The sequence below is a fragment of the Desulfofarcimen acetoxidans DSM 771 genome, assembly GCF_000024205.1.
Taxonomy (GTDB): Bacteria; Bacillota; Desulfotomaculia; order Desulfotomaculales; family Desulfofarciminaceae; genus Desulfofarcimen; species Desulfofarcimen acetoxidans.
In genome coordinates this window covers 4,342,532-4,362,066 of the sequence record NC_013216.1, presented here as the reverse complement: position 1 = coordinate 4,362,066, position 19,535 = coordinate 4,342,532, and the positions used below count along the sequence as shown (strand labels likewise).

Below are 19,535 nucleotides of genomic sequence, written 5' to 3'. Positions count from 1 at the left end.
ATTACATTTTACTATAAGCTTATTTTATCTGTCAACAGCTTAATTATTAACTTAAACAAATATCAAAGCAGCTTTTGAACGGCCTGGTAGGTGATTGCAATGCCTGTGCCAATAATCAGCAAGCTGCTGGCGGCGGAGAATTTGCTCCAGGCTGCGGCGCTTATAGATTTTCCGGCCAGAGCGGAAAGCTTAACAAAAATAATGCCTACGGTAATCAAGGCTGCTGCACCGCCAACACCAAAAGCCAGTACCAGCAGCAGTCCTTGAAAAAGATGTCCGGTACTGAGAGACATCAGAAGAACCGCTAAAGCGCTGGGACAGGGAATCAGCCCGTTTGTGAAGCCTACCAGGAGTAAATCCAGCAGGTTTACTTTTTGACCTGCCTGTCCGACCGGTGCATGAGCATGAGGATGATGATGCTTGCAGCAGGTGTGTTTTCTGTTAAAGGGGAATAATTTAGTTCCTATGATTGTCATTAAAATGCCGGACAGCAGCTGCAGCCAGATTTCCATTTGTCCGGCATCACTGAGATGAGTGCTTACCTGAGCGGCAGCAAAAGCAAATTGTGTTGTTGCCGCCATAACCAGGATAACCGCGGTGTGGGTGGCCGCTGAGGTTAAACCCAGAGCGACCGCGTCGATAACACGGCCCCGTGACATTATCAGATAAGCCCCCATAAGGCTTTTGCCGTGGCCTGGTTCCAGCGAGTGCAGAGCTCCTATGCCGAAAGCTGTTAAATAATAGAACAGGTTCATTTCCCCACCCCTTTAGATAAGCATATTCATAACAATATGTTTTATATAACCAAAACATATTGACAAAAACTATATTTTTTGATAAATAAGAAGCATACTTAGATAAGAAACAAGATTAGTTGAGTCAATAAATTAAATAATAAGAAAGATTAAATAAGAATAAATATTATTTGGGAGGCGTAATTATGAGTATGGAGGATGTGCTGGATAAGCTAAAGTCTTGTGGTATAAAACTCACTCCGCAGCGCCAGGAAGTGGTCAGAGTCTTTTTGGAAGATAATAAGCACTTTAGTGCCGAGGAGGTATTAAAAAAAGTTCAACAGACCTTTTCCAGCGTCAGTTTTGATACTATTTACCGTACTCTTAATTTATTCAAGGATCTGGGAATAATTATTGAAGTGGACTTTTTTGATGGCTGCCGTCGTTTTGAAATGAACGATGAAAATAATCATCATCACCATTTAGTTTGTTTGAAATGCGGGAAAGCCAAGGAAGTTCATCACTGCCCGGCGGAATGTATTCACAATATCCTAAAACAGAACCCCGGCTTTAAGGTGTCCGGCCATACGTTTAGCATTTTTGGCTACTGCCCAAACTGTCAGTAGTTGTATTCCGCGGTGTCAGGTTTTATTAATTAAATCAGAGCAGATGTATAGATGGTTTCTATTTAGATATATAGTTTGTAGATTATACAGGGTTGGATAGGAGGTTCATTGTGAAGAAATTGTATTTTGGAGTGCTGCTGGTGCTTGCCGCGGTAATAATAACCGCCTGTGGGAATAAATCCGAGCAGGCTCACGTTCAAGCGCTTAAAAACGTAAATGCGGACGGTAAGCTTAAGGTTGTGACAACCTTTTACCCACTTTATGAATTCGCTTCTCAAACCGGTGGTGACCGGGTGAATGTTTATAATTTAATGCCGCCCGGCGCGGAACCCCACGACTGGGAACCCGCACCCAGAGACATGGCCAGCATAGAGCAAGCGGATCTGTTCATTTATAACGGAGCGGGACTGGAGCCCTGGGTGGAGCAGCGGCTGCTGCCTGTTTTAGCCGGCAAAAAGGTGAAAGTGCTGGATGCGTCTGCCGGTCAAAAGCTCATCAGTGCATCAAAAGGTACTTACGACCCTCATTATTGGCTGGACCCGCTGATGGCCAGACATACAGTAGAGAGCATTGCTGCGGCAATATCTGAAATTGACCCGAACAACGGGCAGTATTACCGGGAAAGAGCCTCGGCTTACGGTGAAAAGCTGCTTAAACTGGATAAGGAGTACAGTGCGGCTGCACAAAGCTTTACAAGCAAAGACCTGGTAACCTCGCACAGTGCTTTTGCGTATATGTGCAGGCGTTATGGAATGCAGCAGGTTTCCGTATTGGGTCTGTCGCCGGAGGCCCAGCCTTCACCCGCTCAACTTAAAGAGGTGGTGGAATTTGTTCGCCAAAATAAGGTACGTTGTATTTTTTTTGAGCCTTTAATCAGTTCGCAGCTTTCAGAAACGGTGGCCCGCGAGGCAAAAGTTAAAACCGGTGTCCTAAACACGATAGCCGGTTTGACTGAAGAACAACAGGCTCAAGGTGAAAATTACATTTCTTTAATGTACAGCAACCTGGCGGCTTTGAAGGAGGCCTTGCAGTAGTGGAGCAAATCGCTCTGGTGGAAATAAAAAACCTGTACTATTCTTTTACGGAAAAAACAATTTTGGAAGCAATTAATCTGGAAGTATACCAGGGTGACTACCTGGCTCTGATTGGACCTAACGGTTCCGGCAAGACAACGCTGCTAAAATTGATTTTGGGACTATATAAGCCCCTGCGAGGCGATATCAAACTGTTTGGACAGGATATAGGGCAATTCAGGGATTGGCCCAGAGTGGGTTATGTACCCCAAAAGGCCACTCACTTCGATCACCGTTTTCCGGCTACTGTGGAGGAGGTGGTTGCCGCCGGTCGGTTCGGGCGAGTAGGTGTAGGCCGTCGTTTAACCGCTGCGGATAAAGAAGTTGTGCGGTATTCTTTGGAACTGGTAGGTATGCGGGATAACAGCAGCGCTTTAATTGGGAGACTCTCCGGCGGGCAGCAGCAAAGAGTGTTTATTGCCAGAGCTCTGGCCGGCAGTCCCGAGCTTTTGATATTGGATGAGCCGGTGGTTGGTCTGGATGCAGGCGCTCAAGAACGTTTTTACAGCATGCTCAGCAGTTTAAATAAGGATCAAAATATGACTTTGATTACCGTGTCTCATGATACCGGCGCTATCGGGGCTCAGGTAAACAAGCTGGCCTGTATCAACCGGCGTTTGATTTATCATGGCAGTCCTTTGGACATTCCGGCGGGAGAAACTTTAGCCTCTTTATACGGAATGGCGGTGCGGGCAGTATCTCACCATCATTAAACATAAGGGAGAGCATATTGAATTCAGGGGTGGGTAAATGTTAGAAATGCTTCAATACGATTTTATGGTGCGCGCACTGGCAGCCGGTGCCATTGTGGGTATTATATGCCCGGCAATCGGCGTGTTTTTGGTTCTGCGCCGTTATTCTTTTATGGCGGATACCCTGGCTCACGTATCTCTGGCAGGTGTGGCTCTGGGACTTTACCTGGGTGTAAACCCCTTCGCGGTCACAGTAGGTACGGCCCTGACTGCCGCGCTGAGTATTGAGAGAATGAGGGAAAACCAGAAACTGCCCGGTGAAGCTATACTGGCCCTGGTTATGTCGGCCGGTCTGGCGTTGGCTGTAGTTTTAATCAGTTTGTCGCAGGGTTTCGGCGTTGATCTTATGGGCTATCTTTTTGGCAGCATTCTCACTGTCGGACCGCGTGATGTTTGGGGCATATTATTACTGGGCCTGCTGGTTTTGCTGGTACTGTTCTTCTTATTCAAAGAATTCTTTCTTATGGCCTTTGATGAGGATTATGCCCGTGTATCCGGACTGCCCTATGACAAGCTAAACCTTGTTTTTATTATTTTGACTGCTCTGACCGTGGCCATATCTCTTCGTATTGTCGGAGGTCTTTTGGTAGGCGCTTTAATGGTTATCCCCGTACTGACCTCGCTGCTGGTTTCCCGCAGCTTCAAACAAGTTTTCTTTTTGTCGATGTTTTTGGGGATAAGCGAAATCTTAACCGGTCTCGTTGTTTCCTATTACTGGAACCTGCCTTCCGGCGGCGCTGTAGTTTTGACCGCGCTGGCTGTGTTTTTCGCAGCCTATTCCTCTGGAAAGCTGAGAAGTATTTTTCTCAAAAAGACCCCGGCAGCCCCGAATACGGAAAAAATTGAACCGGCCTAGTTTTGAATAAATGCATTGCTAAACTTAAAGTTGAATTTCGGGTGGTATGGAATTGAAACAATTACAGACAAAATGCTGGCGGGTTGACGCAAAAAAACCTGAGCGGCAAATAATTCAGGCAGCGGCGCAAATTATTAAAACAGGCGGTTTGGTGGCATTCCCTACCGAAACCGTATATGGTTTGGGCGCAAACGCCCTGGACAGCCGGGCCGTGCGGCGGTTGTTTCAAGCCAAGGCCCGCCCCGCGGATAATCCCCTGACCCTCCATGTTGCGGATTTGAAAACCGCCTTTGCCTACTTAAAGGACATTCCGCAGGAGGCTCACGCGCTGGCGGGACAATTCTGGCCCGGTCCTTTAACTCTGGTTTTGCCCTTTCAGGGCCACCTGCCCGCGGAGGTCACCGGCGGCAGGCCGGCTTTAGGAGTGCGCATGCCGGATCACCCGGTAGCCCTGGCCTTAATCGAGCAGTCCGGAGTCCCTCTGGTAGCGCCCAGCGCAAATCTTTCCGGCAGACCCAGTCCTACAACAGCGGACCATGTATTGCAGGATTTGAGCGGCCGTATAGAGGCCGTGTTGGATGGCGGGCCTTCTGAGTGGGGTTTGGAGTCCACAGTGATAGATTTTACCGGCGAAAAGCCGGTGCTTTTGCGTCCGGGCGTGTTGACCCAGGAAGACCTTCGCCCCTTTACAGGCAGCCTGGAACTGACAAACAAGGCAATCCCCTCGGCAAAATATGCCCATTATACTCCACATGCCGCTTTCCTGCTGGTAGAAGGTGAGGATGACCGGGTTGTACTGGAGAAAATAGGCCAGATGGCGCTCCACTACGAAAAACAGGGACAAAAAGTGGGACTTTTGCTGTACGAGGAAGACGCATTTTTATTTCAAAGTTATATCTATACTACAGCAGGCAGCAAAAGCAGGCCTGTCTCTGTGGCGGCAGGTCTTTTTCAAGCCATGCGTGAATTGGATAACCGCTGCGTAGATATAATCATCTGTGCCGGTTTCCATGGGCAAGGCCTGGGCTTAGCCATTCAAAACCGACTGAGATTGGCCGCCGGCAGTAATACAATTAAGGTATAGGGTCAAAGGAAGGTACAAGTCCCCATTAAAAGTTATAGTTCTCAGCCGTTTTATTGAAAATAAAATTATATTGGATTATAATTTACATACATGCCTTAACGGCAAACTGGAGGGAAAAAAGTGAGCGAAATTACCCTGGTCTTGCTGGCAATGGCTTTGGGCACCGACGCCTTTTCCATGTGTATAGGTATCGGTATGGCCGGAGTCAGGCGCAGGCAGACGGCCGTTATAACAATGACAATCTTTATCTTTCATATATTTATGCCTCTGATTGGCTGGTATATAGGGGGGGTTCTCGGCAACCTGTTGGGGCGTGTGGCAGTTGTGGCCGGGGCCGCCTTGCTGGTTTACCTGGGGGGCAGAATGATCCTGGCTGTTTGGCGTGAGGGTGCGGATAATTCGGCCCGTTCAATGATCGACAGCCTGTGGGGAGTAGTGTTACTGTCTGCCGGTGTGAGTATGGATGCTCTAAGCGTCGGCTTTACACTTGGCACCAGAAATGTCAACCTGCTTCAGGCTGCCGGCGTAATTGGTCTGGTAGCCGGCTTAATGACCTTTACCGGGCTGGTTTTGGGACGCTTTATCGGCAGTTGGATAGGTTCACGGGCTCAGATGGCAGGCGGGGCCGTTTTGGTTGGTATCGGAGTAAAGCTTTTCTGGGGTTAGCCTTTATCTGGAGGTGGAAGAATGTCCTCGAAAATACTATTTGTCTGCACCGGCAACACCTGCCGCAGCAGTATGGCTGAAGCGCTGGCCAGGAAAATCTTAAGCATTAAACAATCTGTTCCGGATATTATTGTAGCTTCCGCCGGGGTAGCCGCCTGGCCCGGTGGCCCTGCTTCTCCACAGGCAGTTGAGGCCCTGTGGGAATACCGTATTGATCTTTCCTCACACCGGGCAAAAATGGTGAACTGGCAGGAAGTTGACGGAGCGGATTTAATATTAACCATGACTGCCTCACACCGCCAAATACTCATCTCACGTTTTCCTTCTGCCGCGGGAAAAATATTTACCCTGGGTTCCTATTCAGGTGAGGAAGGGGATATAGTTGATCCTTTCGGTCAGACAGTGGCTGTCTATCGCAAATGTGCCGCTTCGTTATGGGAATTGCTTGAAACGGCCCTGGACAAGTTCTGCCGTCAGCTGGAGAAAGAATAAACATAGGTTTAAAATTTGACAGTATAAAAAGGGAATCCTCTCTTTATGGAGAATTTTAAATAATTAAAGTACAATATGCGAGGAAAGAGGGGTTTTAATTTTGCGAGTTGCCATAGCCGCTGATCACGGGGGCTTTCAGTTAAAAAAAGAAATTATTGAGTGCCTGCGTGCTGACGGTTTTGAGTATAAAGATTTTGGTACATATTCAGAGGAGTCAGTTGATTACCCGGATTTGGCTCTGGCTGTGGCGGAAGCCGTCAAGGCCGGGGATTATGACAGAGGAATAATTTGCTGCGGTACAGGCATAGGAGTCTCCCTGGCGGCAAATAAAGTGCCGGGCATTCGTGCCGCCCTTTGTCATGACACTTTTTCCGCGCGTTGTGCGCGGGAGCATAATGACGCAAATATTTTAACTTTGGGTCAGAGGGTGATTGGCGCCGGTTTAGCTGCGGAAATTGTCAGGATCTGGCTGAATACTGTTTTTGCCGGTGGACGTCATGCCCGCAGAGTAGAAAAGATTGCCCAAATAGAAGCAAAATATAATAAGTAAGCTTTTAGCCTGTTGGGGGGAGAGTAGATGACCTTGTTGCGCAGCTTAGCCGACACTGACCCGGAAATCTTGCGGGCCATAGAATTGGAAACTGAGAGACAGAGAAACAAAATAGAATTAATAGCTTCGGAAAACTTTGTCAGCCGGGCTGTCATGGAAGCACAGGGTTCGGTCATGACGAATAAATATGCCGAGGGCTATCCGGCTCACCGCTATTACGGCGGCTGTGAATATGTGGATGTAGCAGAGAATATTGCCCGTGAAAGGGCCTTAAAGTTATTCGGAGCGGAGTATGTTAATGTTCAGCCTCATTCCGGTTCACAGGCCAATATGGCCGTTTATTTTGCTTTGCTGAAACCGGGAGACACTATATTGGGCATGGATTTAGCTCATGGCGGTCACCTGACACACGGCAGCAAAGTTAATATTTCCGGCAAATATTTTAATTTTATTTCTTACGGCGTGGAAAAAGACACGGGCCGTATAGATTATGAAAAAGTACAGGCCATTGCTTCAGAGTACAAGCCTAAAATGATCGTGGCCGGGGCCAGCGCCTACCCGCGGGAAATAGATTTTGAGAAATTAAAAAAAGCCGCGGACGAAATAGGAGCTTATTTAATGGTGGATATGGCGCATATCGCCGGTTTGATTGCGGCCGGCCTGCACATGAGTCCCGTACCTTACGCGGATGTTATTACCACTACAACACACAAAACCCTGCGCGGGCCCAGGGGCGGCATGATTTTTTGCAAGGAGTGCTACGGGCCGGATATTGATAAGGCTATTTTCCCCGGTATACAGGGCGGGCCGCTGATGCATGTAATTGCGGCCAAAGCGGTTGCTTTCGGTGAAGCACTGAAGCCGGATTTCAAAGAATACCAAAAGCAAATAATTAAAAATGCCGCCGCTCTGGCCGAAGCCTTGACCGGTTACGGTTTTTCACTGGTTTCCGGTGGTACGGATACCCACTTGATGCTGGTGGACTTGCAGAATAAAGGTATAACCGGCATGCAAGCGGAAAATATGCTGGATGAAGTCGGCGTAACCGTAAATAAAAATGCCGTGCCTTTTGACCCTCAGCCGCCGAAAATAACCAGTGGGATCAGAATCGGTACGCCTGCCGTAACCACAAGAGGTTTTGATGAAGAAGCCATGCGGCAGGTAGCGGAAGTGTTCCACTGTGTATTGGATTACTTTGGAGACAAGCATTATCAGGAAAAAGCCCGTGCCCTGGTGCGGCAAATCTGCGGCAGGTATCCTCTCTACTAGGGAAGGGGGTATCATATGAAAAGAATTTCCTGGCACGAGTACTTTATGGGCCAGGCTAAAATAATAGCTCTGCGTTCCTCCTGCTCCAGGCTTTCTGTAGGATGCCTGATCGTAAGAGACAGGAGATCAATTGCCGGCGGGTACAACGGTTCGGTTTCCGGAGATGTGCATTGCCTGGACGACGGCTGCCGCATAGATAACGGGCACTGCGTCCGCTGCGTGCACGCCGAGGCTAACGCCATAGTACAGTGTGCAAAATTCGGCGCTTCGACGGAAGGCACTGATATATATGTAACCCATTTCCCTTGTTTAAATTGTGCCAAACTGATCATTCAGGCAGGTATAAGGCATGTCTACTACGAACAGGATTACCGGATCGATCCGTATTGTATGGAGCTTTTTAATCTGGTTGGAGTTAAGGTGACTAAAATCACCTGTAACTTGTCTGATTACCTGAAGTTAACTGACAGTAATTTGTAAAATTGCATAAAAGCCTTGTTTGGAAAACCGAACAGGGCTTTATTTTACTCTGGGAAATTATGCTTGTGATGGAGCTGTGGCTGCTTGAAAGTCGCTTAAGGCGGCTTTCCCGAGGTTAAGGAGCGTGACTTTTTTTGGAGAAGAAAATCATTGCACTGCCCCGTTTAAACAATTTATCTCCCACCATGGAATCCACAGCCCTGAAGCTGATGGAGGAGGCGGGGGAACTGGCTCAGGCTATTGGCAAATTGCGTGGCTTAAGCGGGGAAAATACCGTTCATAGCCAGGAGGAAATAATGCTGCTTATCACCAGGGAGTTGATGGATGTGGCTCAAACAGCGGTGTCCATGATGTTTGTACTGGAAGAGCAATACGGGGTGGATTTGGAAAAATCCTATGAGAACCATATCAATAAGCTGGTTAAAAAAGGCTATCTAAAGCTTTAAATCCGGGATTAATAATTATAAAAATTTATTTTAAAAATAAGCATATGTATGTTATACTTGCAACGGGAATAAATTTTCCATGGAAGCAAGTATAAACTGCACTTAGCGGTCCGAAAACTGTTGTTTTCTTACCGAGTGCAGTATACAATGTTTTGGGAGTTATAACTTGGCCGGAATTACATATAAGTTAATAAGAACGATTTATTATTTTGCTGCAAGGGGATTCATATGCTGAAAATAATTACAATATTTGGAACCAGGCCGGAGGCTATAAAAATGGCCCCGGTAGTCAAGGAACTTAATAAATTGGCAGATCAAATCGACAGCAAAGTAATTGTCACCGCTCAGCACAGGCAGATGCTGGACCAGGTCCTGGAGCTGTTTTCTATTTATCCCGAGCATGATCTGAACATTATGCGGCAGGGACAGAACTTATTTGACATTACCAGGCGTGCTCTGGACGGCCTGGGAAAAATACTGGAGACAGAAAAGCCGGACTTAGTGCTGGTGCACGGGGATACCACCACAACTTTTGCCGGTGCCTTGGCGGCCTATTATTTGCAAATTTCAGTGGGGCATGTGGAGGCCGGGCTGCGTACCGGAAATAAGTACTCGCCTTTTCCGGAAGAAATGAACAGGCATTTGACCGGAGTCTTAGCAGACATGCATTTTGCCCCTACCGCGGCGTCTGCCGCTAATTTAACACGCGAGGGGGTGCCGGAAGAGAAAATATTTGTTACAGGCAATACCGTTATTGACGCGCTGCGGGCCACTGTCAAGGACGGGTATGTCTTCAGTCAAAACAGTATTTTAAGCGGTATAGCCTATGAGCAAAAAAGAGTCATTCTGGTCACCACACACAGGAGAGAAAATCTGGGTGAACCCCTGAGAGAAGTCTATCGCGGCATTCGACAAATTGCAGAGAACTATCCGGATGTGGAAGTGGTTTTCCCTGTACACATGAATCCCGCCGTTCGCGGGCCGGTGCAGGAAGAGTTGGGCAACAACCCGCAAATCCACCTGATAGAACCGTTAGATTATGAACCCTTCGTCAATTTAATGAATCGCTGCTGCCTGGTGCTGACAGATTCAGGCGGTATGCAGGAAGAAGCACCTTCTCTGGGTAAACCGGTATTGGTTTTGCGAGATACCACGGAACGGCCGGAAGCCTTGGATGCCGGAACCGTATGTTTGATCGGTTGTGACAGAGGGAAATTGGTTGATATGACCGCAAATTTACTGGATAATCAAAATTTATATTATAAAATGGCTAATGCCGTAAACCCTTACGGTGATGGTTTGGCTGCTGAAAGAATCGTGCAGGCGATAAAATTTAAATACGGTCTGACCGATAAACCACCGAAAAAATTTATTCCGGCCTAAAGAAAAAATTTCGAGGAGAGAGAATATTTGAAACTCTCCTTCTTTGTATGATGTTGAAAAGATTTTATTTGAGGCAACATGCCGTTTGGTTTGTTGAGCAGAGGACTTTCAAATTTTCAGAATATATGGCCTAATTATAAATATTTTTCTTAGCAATAAGCAGAATTAATCAATAAAAAGTTGATTAGTTTAGAAAAATGACATAAATCCAGCAAATGAGAAAGGTGTTTTTTAAGAATACACAAAAAAAGTCGTTTGCTGCAAGAAGGAAATGTCCTCATTTGTGTAGAACATATAAGATACAGCAAAGGTAGGTGGGTGTATGTCCGTTTATGGCATGTTTTTGAGTGTAAATTATGGTATACACTTGCTTGAGGTTGGTAGCCATGGCCAAGGAAGGTAAAGGCAAAGGCTTGCAGGCCCTGGCGCTTACATCAACTATCAGTATGGAGATTGCGGCGACTGTTACGCTGGGTTTTCTTGGGGGACGTTATTTGGATCGTCACTTCGGGACAGAGCCCTGGATTATGGTAACAGGTGTGCTCCTGGGGGTGGCACTGGGCATATTGGGTATAGTGCAGACCCTGGAGAGGTTTTTCAAAGATAAGGAGTGAGTTTATGCTGACCCCGGCACCCATACCTGATTTGACTACTCAGTTTTCACGTACCAGAAAAATTACGCTCATAATTACCGGGTTAGTGGTAGCAGGTATTGTCTTGACCTCCGGGTCACCTTTTTTATGGGGTTTGTTAATTGGTCTTGCCGTAGGCCTGTATAATGCATTTACACTGCACAGGCGTTTAGGCAGGATAGGAGAGTTTTCTCCCCCCAGGGCTAAAAAGTATATGTTTAAGGGTATGGCCATGCGCTTTACAACAATTTGTGCAGTGTTGTTTGCGGTAAGGAATATAGCTTGGATAGATTTGCACGGGATAGGAGCAGGTCTGCTCATACCGCCGCTGGTTGCTATATTCGATCTGGCTGTCAGTTCCTTCAAAGAATCTTTTCAGCAAGCTATGGCAAGCCAAGCCATGCAAGTAAATTCCAAATTAAGACGAAAAGGGGGTGAAAATGTATGATGAGTTTGGAACAGGTGGAAGAGCAACTAAATTTTTGGGGTTTTCCTTTAGGACATCATTTGCCGCATATTAACTTAATGGGTTATAACACTCAATATAACCCGAAAACCCTCGTGATGACCTGGATTACCATGATTGTGGTAGCAGTCTTTTTGTTAATGGCCACACGTAATATGAGTATGCGCAAACCTGGTAAACTGCAAACAGTGGTGGAATTGCTTTATGACTTTATCAAAGGCTTAGCTTTTGATAATATTGGGGCTAGAAAGGCCGCGCCTTTAATGCCATTACTTTGTACTATATTTATTTACCTCTTATTCTCCAACCTTTTAGGTTTGATACCTACCATGAGTTCATCAACTGCCGACAAGAACACCACTATCGGCATGGCATTGTTTGTATTTTGTTTGCTTTGGTATCAGGGATTTAAGTACAAGGGCCCCGGTCACTTAAAGCATTTTATCAAGCCATTTCCTTTATTCTTACCTTTAAACTTAATAGAAGAAGTGGCCCGTCCCACTACTCTGGCCTTCCGTCTATTCGGCAACATATATGGCGGTGAGGTTTTGATTGCGGTACTGCTGGGGTTGATACCTACTTCGGTAGTTTTCTTTGGCGGCTTCATTCCATCTGTAATATGGCTGGCATTTAGTATATTTGTTGGTTTTATCCAAGCATTTATTTTCACGATGTTAACTATAGCCTATACTTCTCAGGTTGTAGCGGAACATCACTAAGTTATTTTTAATGTCCATGTTAGGTAACAAAACAGTTATCTATAATTAAATTAAAAAACTTATATTTTTGAAGGAGGCCAAAATCATGGCAGTAGAAGTAGGTTCAGGTTTGGTTGCAATGGGTACAGCTTTAGCAGTAGGTTTAGCTGCTATCGGCGCAGGTGTTGGTGACGGTATGGTTACCGGTAAAACTGTTGAGTCCATCGCTCGCCAGCCGGAGGCAAGAGGCGTGTTGCAAACAACCATGTTTATCTCCGTAGGTTTGATCGAAGCGCTCCCCATTATCGCTGTTGTTATTGCATTTATGCTTCTCGGCAAAATGTAATTTGTGGGGTGAGGGTAGGAAATTTTTATGGTATTACTCGTCCGTTCTATTAAGTCGGTACGGCGGGTTATGCCCGCTGCTGCCTTCTTAATCTATTGCCTTAGTTGCCGGAAGGAGGGGAACTTGTGCTAGACGCTTTAGGTATTAATGCAACATTGTTTGCTCAGATATTTAACTTCATTATACTTTTAATTTTTCTGCGCATTGTTGCATGGAAGCCGCTCATTAACATGATTGAACAGCGGCAAAAACATATTGAAAATACCGTGAACGCAGCTGAAGATGAGAGGAAAAAGGCCGAAGAACTGAGAGCATCTTATCTTGCTGAAATGCAGCGGTCCAAAGAAGGCGCCCAGCAGATTATTGCTGATGCCAATAAAGCTGCGGAAGCTCAGAAAGATCAAATTATTGCCGCAGCTAAAGCCGAATCCGAAAGAATTAAGGAAAACGCTACCGCTGAAATTCAGCGTGAAAAAGAAAAAGCCGTGGCTGAGCTTAGGGAGCAAGTGGCATCACTGGCTATTCTGGTGGCAGGTAAGGTAGTTAGCCAGAAGATTACCGAGGATCTGCAGCACAGTATGGTGCAGGAATTTATTAAAGAGGCAGGCGATCTGCCATGCTAAGAGGTGCTGTGGCCAGACGTTATGCTCATGCCATGTTTGAACTTGCCCTGGAAGGCAATATGCTTGACAGTTTAGAAAGCGATTTAAAGGGTGTCTTAGAGATTATTGAAAGCAACCCTGAACTTAAGAGAATCATTTATCACCCGCAGGTTACCTCCAAAGACAAAAAGGATTTGGTAGGAAATATTTTCTCAGATTATATTTCTCCTGTGGCCAAGAATTCTCTTTTCTTTTTAATAGATCGTCGTCGGGAATCATTTTTAGGTGATATAGTTGCCGCGTTTGTTCTTTTGGCCAACCAGCATCGTAATATTGTAGAAGTGCATGTCACCTCGGCAATTGAAATGAACGAAAAAGAACAGAAAAGCCTGGCCAAAGTATTGGATAAGCTTGCTGGCAAAAAGGTTCAGCCGGAATATGCAGTTGACCCGTCCCTTATCGGTGGCGTGGTTGTCCGTATTGGAGATAGGGTTATTGACGGCAGTGTTAAAACCCGCTTGGCTACCTTGAAAGATCGCCTCATTCAAAACCAAGTTAACTAGATAGGGGTGAACCAGTAGAATGAATTTGCGACCTGAAGAGATTAGCTCTATCATTAAGCAGCAGATAGATAAATACCAGGCCCAGGTTGAAGTAACCAGCGTCGGTTCGGTTATTCAGGTGGGTGACGGTATTGCCCGTGTTTACGGTCTGGAAGATTGTATGTCTAACGAATTGCTGGAATTCCCCGGCGGTACAATGGGCATGGCCTTAAACTTGGAAGAAGATAACATAGGTTGCGTTATTTTAGGACCTTACACCCACATTAAAGAGGGCGACCCTGTTAAGCGTACCGGTCGTATTATCTCAGTGCCTGTTGGTCCGGAACTTATTGGTCGTGTTGTTAACCCGTTGGGTCAGCCTATTGACGGTAAAGGCCCGATTAAAACTGATAAATATCGTTCTATTGAGCGTATTGCACCGGGTGTTGTTACCCGTAAGTCGGTTAACCAGCCCATGCAAACCGGTATTAAAGCTATTGACGCAATGATTCCTATTGGCCGCGGACAGCGGGAATTAATTATCGGTGACCGCCAGACCGGTAAAACTGCTATTGCAGTTGACACCATTATTAACCAAAAGGGTCAAAACGTTGTTTGTATTTATGTTGCTGTAGGTCAAAAGAACTCTACCGTTGCTAACGTTGTGCAGATTTTGTCTGACCACGGCGCTATGGATTACAGTATTGTGGTATCAGCTACTGCTTCCGAGCCTTCTCCGCTGCTCTATATCGCTCCTTACTCAGGCTGTGCCATGGGCGAAGAATTTATGGAGAACGGCAAGGACGTATTAATCATCTATGATGACCTGTCCAAGCAGGCTGCCGCTTACCGTGAACTTTCACTTTTGTTGCGCCGTCCTCCCGGACGTGAGGCTTTCCCTGGCGACGTATTCTACTTGCACTCCCGCCTGTTAGAGCGTGCTGCCAAGTTAAATGATGATTACGGTGGGGGTTCTCTTACTGCCTTGCCGATTATTGAGACCCAGGCCGGTGACGTTTCCGCGTATATTCCGACCAACGTTATTTCTATTACAGACGGTCAGATCTTCTTGGAGACCGACCTCTTTATGTCAGGTCAGCGCCCTGCGGTTAACGTAGGTCTGTCTGTATCCCGTGTTGGTGGTGCCGCACAAACTAAGGCTATGAAGAAGGTAGCCGGTACACTGCGTTTGGATTTGGCTCAGTATCGTGAATTGGCTGCTTTTGCCCAGTTCGGTTCCGATTTGGATAAAGTTACTCAATCCCGTCTGGCCCGTGGTCAGAGAACTACTGAGGTTTTAAAACAGAATCAGTATGTTCCCTTGACAATGGCTGAGCAGGTTATGTCTATATTTACGGCTATTAATGGCTATTTGGACGACCTCTCGATAGAAAAAATCAGACCGTTTGATGATGCATTTCTTAAGTATATGAAAGCCAATAAGCCGCAAATTGCAGATGAAATCAATAAGAGCAAGGAATTAAGCGATAAAACTGTAAGCGAACTCAAGGCTGCTATTGAAGAGTTCAAGAAAACTTTTGCATAAAAGTCATTGGCAGTCGTTGTAAGGTGGTGAAAAATTATGGCTAGTGCACAGGATCTGCGGCGGCGTATTAAGAGTGTTAAGAATACCCAACAAATCACTAAGGCTATGAAAATGGTTGCCGCGGCCAAGCTCCGCCGGGCCCAGGAGGCTGTTGTTGCATCAAGACCTTTTTCCCGGATGATAAAGGATGTATTAGGCCGTGTAGCTAAGTCCGCCGGCGGTGTAAATCACCCCCTGTTGGAAGTACGTGAGCCCAAAAATATAGCCTATATAGTAGTAACTGCTGATAGAGGTCTATGTGGCGGTTTTAATGCCAATGTTATAAAAATGGCATTTAACGAGGTAAAAAGCATTAAAGATCCGGTTTTAGTAGCTGTGGGAAGAAAGTCCAGAGATTTCTTCCGTCGCCGTAATTATAATATTGCCCAGCAGTATGTTGGTTTAGGTGAAAATATAAAGTTTTCACAAGCCCAGGATATTGCAAGGTTTGTTATTGATAAGTATTCTTCTGCAGAATTTGATGTGGTTTATTTGTTCTTCAGCGAATTTGTAAGTGTTATGACCCAGCGTCCCACCATGATTAAACTGTTGCCTGTTGAGCCGCCTCAGGAGAAAGAAGAGGCCAAGCCGGTGGAGTATATCTATGAGCCAAATGCTGAGTCAGTATTGTATGAATTGCTGCCAAAATACGTCGAAACCACTATTTACAGTGCATTATTGGAGTCCAAGGCCGGTGAGCAGGCAGCCCGTATGACTGCTATGGATTCGGCAACCTCTAACGCGGCAGATATGATTGACAGGTTGACACTTGTTTTGAACCGTGCCCGTCAGGCCGCGATTACCAAGGAAATTGCTGAAATCGTCGGTGGGTCTGCAGCATTGGAGTAAAAATTATGAAATAGTTATGGTATTTAAATCTGACGGCAAGGAGGTCGGAAGAATAAATGAGTGAAGGCCGTTTAGTTACAATTATCGGCGTGGTGGTAGACATTGAGTTTCCACCGGGTCAAGTGCCTGAAATATATAACGCTGTAAAGATTCTCGGCAAAGATCAGGAAGGTTCTATACTTCCGGAAGACTATGATCTGACACTGGAAGTAGCCCAGCACTTGGGTAATAACCAGGTTCGTACTGTTGCTATGTCTTCCACCGACGGTCTGGTTCGCGGTATGAAAGCAGTAGACACTGGAAAACCTATTGCTGTGCCAGTAGGCCGTAAGGTGCTAGGTCGTATGATGGGTGTATTGGGTCAGCCAATTGATGGCAAAGGACCGATTGTCTCTGATGAGTATCTGCCGATTCACCGTCCCGCTCCCAAACTGGTAGATCAGTCCACCAGAGCGGAAATGTTGGAAACAGGCATTAAAGTTATTGACTTGATGACCCCCTTCTTGAAGGGTGGTAAAATCGGACTCTTTGGCGGTGCGGGTGTAGGTAAAACCGTTATCGTTATGGAGTTAATTAACAACATTGCTAAGCAGCACGGTGGTATTTCCGTGTTCTCAGGTGTGGGTGAGCGTACCCGTGAAGGTAATGACCTGTACCATGAAATGTTAGAGTCTGGCGTTTTGGATAAAACCATTCTTGTTTTCGGTCAGATGAACGAGCCCCCCGGAGCCCGTCTGCGGGTTGGTTTGACAGGGTTAACCATGGCTGAATGTTTCCGTGATAATGAAGGTGCTGACGTGCTTTTATTTGTGGACAACATCTTCCGTTTTACTCAGGCAGGTTCCGAGGTTTCGGCGCTTCTCGGACGTATGCCTTCCGCGGTAGGTTATCAGCCTACGCTGGCTACTGAAATGGGGCAGCTACAAGAGCGTATTACATCAACAACCAAGGGTTCTGTTACTTCTGTGCAGGCTATTTATGTGCCCGCGGACGACTTGACTGACCCTGCTCCTGCCAACGCGTTTGCTCACCTGGATGCGACCGTTGTTTTGTCCCGTCAGATCGCTGAGTTGGGTATTTACCCGGCTGTGGATCCGCTGGATTCCACATCCCGGATTTTGGACCCCAACGTATTGGGTGCGGAACACTATAACTGTTCCCGTGGTGTGCAGGCTGTGCTGCAGCGTTATAAAGAACTTCAGGACATCATCGCTATCTTAGGTATGGACGAATTGTCTGATGAAGATAAACTTATTGTTGTGCGGGCACGGAAACTGCAACGTTTTCTCTCTCAGCCCTTCCATGTGGCTGAAGCCTTTACCGGTACTCCCGGTGCTTATGTAACACTGAAAGATACTATTCGCGACTTTAATGAGATTGTTGCCGGTAAGTGGGATCATCTCCCTGAGCAGGCTTTTTATATGGTGAGTAATTTAGCAGAAGCCGTTGAAAAGGCCAAGAAATTAGAGGGAAGTGTATAGTATGGCGGAAAAAACACAAAGACTCGATATCGTTACTCCTGAGCGCAAAGTGCTCAGCGAAGACATTGGGTTTGTGGTAGTTCCCGGGGTTGCCGGTGAACTTGGTTTCTTGCCCGAGCACACCCCGCTGGTCAGCGCCCTGAAAACCGGTATCGTAAGGGTTCAGCAGGATGGCAAAGAGTTTAAGATTGCCATCAGCAGCGGCTTTGTTGAAGTTAAAAACAGCAGGGTAGTAATACTTGCAGATGCCGCGGAGCGGGCTGATCAGATTGATAAGAGCAGAGCAGAAGCCGCTAAAGCGAGAGCTGAACAGCGTCTGTCCTCATCTTCTTCAGATATTGACGTGGCAAGAGCGGAAGCGGCTTTGAAAAGAGCTATCAACCGCTTAAGACTGTTGCACTAATCTGCACAGTGTCATGTTGATATACATTGGTATTCTTGCTACAGCTTACGTTAATTTGCATGTGGATGTTAAGGGCTTGACCATGTCTCTTAACAGCCGGCACTTTTGTGCCGGTTTTTTTTTTGCCGTTGGATTAAAAACAAAAAAGTTTTGTATAATACAGTAAAATGATGGTAAAACTAGGCAAAAACCATTTATACGTGACACAGGAGTGTTCAAATTGCCTAAACTTATAGTACAGGGAGGCAGGCGGCTCAGCGGTACCGTTAAAATTAGCGGTGCCAAAAATGCAGTGCTGCCGATAATTGCTGCTGCCCTTTTAACCGGTGAAACCAGTGTGCTGCATGAAGTGCCGGATTTATCGGATGTGTATACTATCTGCTCAGTTATTGAAAGCCTGGGTGCAAAAGCTGTGCGAAAGGATAAAACGCTGCAGATTCAGGTTTCAAATATTGCAAGCAATGAAGCGCCCTATGATTTTGTAAGAAGAATGAGAGCCTCCTTTTTAATTATCGGGCCGCTGCTGGCAAGAACCGGTGAGGCGAGAATCCCGCTGCCAGGTGGCTGTGCTATTGGTGCCAGGCCAATAGACCTGCATCTTAAAGGTCTCAAGGCGCTTGGCGCAAAAATCACCAGTGAACACGGGTATATTCGCGCGACAGCAGCAGAACTCCATGGAGCTCAGATTTACCTGGATTTTCCCAGTGTAGGGGCGACTGAGAATATAATGATGGCGGCAACACTGGCCAAAGGAAGGACTGTTCTGGAAAACTGTGCCGAAGAACCGGAAATAGTGGATCTGGCAAATTTTCTTAATGGCATGGGCGCTAAAATAAAAGGCGCGGGTACAAAAGTAATTCGCATAGAAGGCGTCAACAAATTAAGTGGAACAACACATGTTATAATTCCTGACCGGATCGAGGCAGGTACTTTCTTAGCGGCGGCTGCCGTGACCGGCAGTGAGATAACCGTTGAGAATATAATTTTTGATCATTTAAAGCCGGTTATAGCCAAGTTACTGGAAGCCGGAGTAAAGCTAACAGAGAATGAAGGCAGCATAAAAGTAACCTGTCCCTGCTCTTTGCGGGCGGTAGATATAAAAACAATGCCTTACCCTGGCTTCCCGACAGATATGCAGGCACAAATAATGGCATTGATGACGGTAGCTAAAGGCACCAGCATATTAACGGAAACTGTTTTTGAAAACAGGTTTATGCATGTAGCCGAGCTTAAAAGAATGGGTGCAAGGATTAAAACAGGCGGTCGCACCGCGGTAGTGCAGGGTGTGAGGGAACTGGCCGGAGCGCAGGTGAAGGCAACGGATTTACGTGCCGGCGCGGCACTTGTAATAGCCGGTCTGGCTGCCCGTGGTGAAACTGAAATAGATAATATTTATCATATAGAAAGAGGCTATGACAGGCTGATTCAAAAACTCTTGGATTTAGGTGCGGCAATAAAAAGGGTAGATGAATAATCTGTTATTGGAATAAATTTCAATCATCTGCATATATTTATTAAAG

The 19,535-nt window shown here is 46.3% G+C and carries 24 protein-coding genes; 23 read left to right on the top strand and 1 reads right to left on the bottom strand.

Annotation, left to right across the window (positions count from 1 at the left end; genetic code table 11):
- Positions 1–62: 62 nt before the first annotated feature.
- On the bottom strand, positions 63–755 hold the full coding sequence (locus DTOX_RS20200; protein ID WP_015759524.1) for a HoxN/HupN/NixA family nickel/cobalt transporter: 693 nt from the start codon (positions 753–755) through the stop codon (positions 63–65).
- A gap of 185 nt (positions 756–940) precedes the next feature.
- On the opposite strand from DTOX_RS20200, the gene DTOX_RS20195 reads away from it, so the two are divergent.
- From DTOX_RS20195 to murA, 23 genes are all read left to right on the top strand, one after another.
- Positions 941–1,360: a Fur family transcriptional regulator gene (locus tag DTOX_RS20195; protein ID WP_015759523.1), complete on the top strand. Its 420-nt coding sequence runs from the start codon at positions 941–943 to the stop codon at positions 1,358–1,360.
- A gap of 110 nt (positions 1,361–1,470) precedes the next feature.
- The gene (locus DTOX_RS20190; protein WP_015759522.1) at positions 1,471–2,394 is read left to right on the top strand and encodes a metal ABC transporter substrate-binding protein; all 924 of its coding nucleotides are present in this window, start codon (positions 1,471–1,473) and stop codon (positions 2,392–2,394) included.
- Positions 2,394–3,146, top strand: coding sequence for a metal ABC transporter ATP-binding protein (locus DTOX_RS20185; protein WP_015759521.1), 753 nt, complete (start codon positions 2,394–2,396; stop codon positions 3,144–3,146). The genes DTOX_RS20190 and DTOX_RS20185 overlap by 1 nt, the downstream gene beginning before the upstream one ends.
- Positions 3,147–3,183: 37 nt before the next feature.
- Positions 3,184–4,041: a metal ABC transporter permease gene (locus tag DTOX_RS20180; protein ID WP_015759520.1), complete on the top strand. Its 858-nt coding sequence runs from the start codon at positions 3,184–3,186 to the stop codon at positions 4,039–4,041.
- Positions 4,042–4,093: 52 nt separating this feature from the next.
- The gene (locus DTOX_RS20175; protein WP_015759519.1) at positions 4,094–5,125 is read left to right on the top strand and encodes an L-threonylcarbamoyladenylate synthase; all 1,032 of its coding nucleotides are present in this window, start codon (positions 4,094–4,096) and stop codon (positions 5,123–5,125) included.
- Positions 5,126–5,245: 120 nt separating this feature from the next.
- A complete protein-coding gene (locus DTOX_RS20170; RefSeq protein ID WP_015759518.1) occupies positions 5,246–5,791 on the top strand; it encodes a manganese efflux pump MntP in 546 nt (181 codons plus the stop codon).
- A 21-nt stretch (positions 5,792–5,812) separates the two neighbouring features.
- Positions 5,813–6,283 (top strand): low molecular weight protein arginine phosphatase, encoded by a 471-nt coding sequence (locus DTOX_RS20165; RefSeq protein WP_015759517.1) that lies wholly within the window; start codon positions 5,813–5,815, stop codon positions 6,281–6,283.
- Positions 6,284–6,383: 100 nt separating this feature from the next.
- Positions 6,384–6,833, top strand: coding sequence for a ribose 5-phosphate isomerase B (gene rpiB / locus DTOX_RS20160; RefSeq protein WP_015759516.1), 450 nt, complete (start codon positions 6,384–6,386; stop codon positions 6,831–6,833).
- A gap of 27 nt (positions 6,834–6,860) precedes the next feature.
- Complete coding sequence (gene glyA / locus DTOX_RS20155) at positions 6,861–8,102, top strand: serine hydroxymethyltransferase (protein WP_015759515.1); 1,242 nt, start codon at positions 6,861–6,863, stop codon at positions 8,100–8,102.
- Between the two features lie 15 nt (positions 8,103–8,117).
- Positions 8,118–8,582 carry a ComE operon protein 2 gene (locus DTOX_RS20150; RefSeq protein ID WP_015759514.1) on the top strand — a complete coding sequence of 155 codons (465 nt, stop codon included), beginning with the start codon at positions 8,118–8,120 and terminating at the stop codon, positions 8,580–8,582.
- Between the two features lie 134 nt (positions 8,583–8,716).
- Positions 8,717–9,028: a MazG-like family protein gene (locus DTOX_RS20145; protein ID WP_015759513.1), complete on the top strand. Its 312-nt coding sequence runs from the start codon at positions 8,717–8,719 to the stop codon at positions 9,026–9,028.
- Positions 9,029–9,256: 228 nt separating this feature from the next.
- Complete coding sequence (gene wecB / locus DTOX_RS20140; RefSeq protein ID WP_015759512.1) at positions 9,257–10,411, top strand: non-hydrolyzing UDP-N-acetylglucosamine 2-epimerase; 1,155 nt, start codon at positions 9,257–9,259, stop codon at positions 10,409–10,411.
- Between the two features lie 386 nt (positions 10,412–10,797).
- Positions 10,798–11,025, top strand: coding sequence for an AtpZ/AtpI family protein (locus tag DTOX_RS20135; RefSeq protein ID WP_015759511.1), 228 nt, complete (start codon positions 10,798–10,800; stop codon positions 11,023–11,025).
- 4 nt (positions 11,026–11,029) lie between these two features.
- Positions 11,030–11,491 (top strand): ATP synthase subunit I, encoded by a 462-nt coding sequence (locus DTOX_RS20130; RefSeq protein ID WP_015759510.1) that lies wholly within the window; start codon positions 11,030–11,032, stop codon positions 11,489–11,491.
- A complete protein-coding gene (gene atpB / locus DTOX_RS20125) occupies positions 11,488–12,228 on the top strand; it encodes a F0F1 ATP synthase subunit A (RefSeq protein ID WP_015759509.1) in 741 nt (246 codons plus the stop codon). The genes DTOX_RS20130 and atpB overlap by 4 nt, the downstream gene beginning before the upstream one ends.
- A gap of 85 nt (positions 12,229–12,313) precedes the next feature.
- Complete coding sequence (atpE, locus tag DTOX_RS20120; RefSeq protein WP_015759508.1) at positions 12,314–12,553, top strand: F0F1 ATP synthase subunit C; 240 nt, start codon at positions 12,314–12,316, stop codon at positions 12,551–12,553.
- A 125-nt stretch (positions 12,554–12,678) separates the two neighbouring features.
- Positions 12,679–13,176, top strand: coding sequence for a F0F1 ATP synthase subunit B (atpF, locus tag DTOX_RS20115; protein ID WP_015759507.1), 498 nt, complete (start codon positions 12,679–12,681; stop codon positions 13,174–13,176).
- Positions 13,170–13,718 (top strand): F0F1 ATP synthase subunit delta, encoded by a 549-nt coding sequence (locus DTOX_RS20110; RefSeq protein WP_015759506.1) that lies wholly within the window; start codon positions 13,170–13,172, stop codon positions 13,716–13,718. Before atpF ends, DTOX_RS20110 begins: the two co-directional genes overlap by 7 nt.
- Positions 13,719–13,737: 19 nt before the next feature.
- Positions 13,738–15,243, top strand: coding sequence for a F0F1 ATP synthase subunit alpha (gene atpA / locus DTOX_RS20105; RefSeq protein ID WP_015759505.1), 1,506 nt, complete (start codon positions 13,738–13,740; stop codon positions 15,241–15,243).
- Positions 15,244–15,279: 36 nt separating this feature from the next.
- Entirely contained in the window at positions 15,280–16,131 is an 852-nt protein-coding gene (atpG, locus tag DTOX_RS20100; protein ID WP_015759504.1) for an ATP synthase F1 subunit gamma, read from the top strand.
- Between the two features lie 56 nt (positions 16,132–16,187).
- Positions 16,188–17,612, top strand: a complete 1,425-nt coding sequence (gene atpD, locus DTOX_RS20095) for a F0F1 ATP synthase subunit beta (protein WP_015759503.1) — start codon at positions 16,188–16,190, stop codon at positions 17,610–17,612.
- Position 17,613: 1 nt separating this feature from the next.
- Positions 17,614–18,015 carry a F0F1 ATP synthase subunit epsilon gene (locus DTOX_RS20090; RefSeq protein ID WP_015759502.1) on the top strand — a complete coding sequence of 134 codons (402 nt, stop codon included), beginning with the start codon at positions 17,614–17,616 and terminating at the stop codon, positions 18,013–18,015.
- A gap of 220 nt (positions 18,016–18,235) precedes the next feature.
- Positions 18,236–19,489, top strand: coding sequence for a UDP-N-acetylglucosamine 1-carboxyvinyltransferase (murA, locus tag DTOX_RS20085; protein ID WP_015759501.1), 1,254 nt, complete (start codon positions 18,236–18,238; stop codon positions 19,487–19,489).
- Positions 19,490–19,535 lie beyond the last annotated feature (46 nt).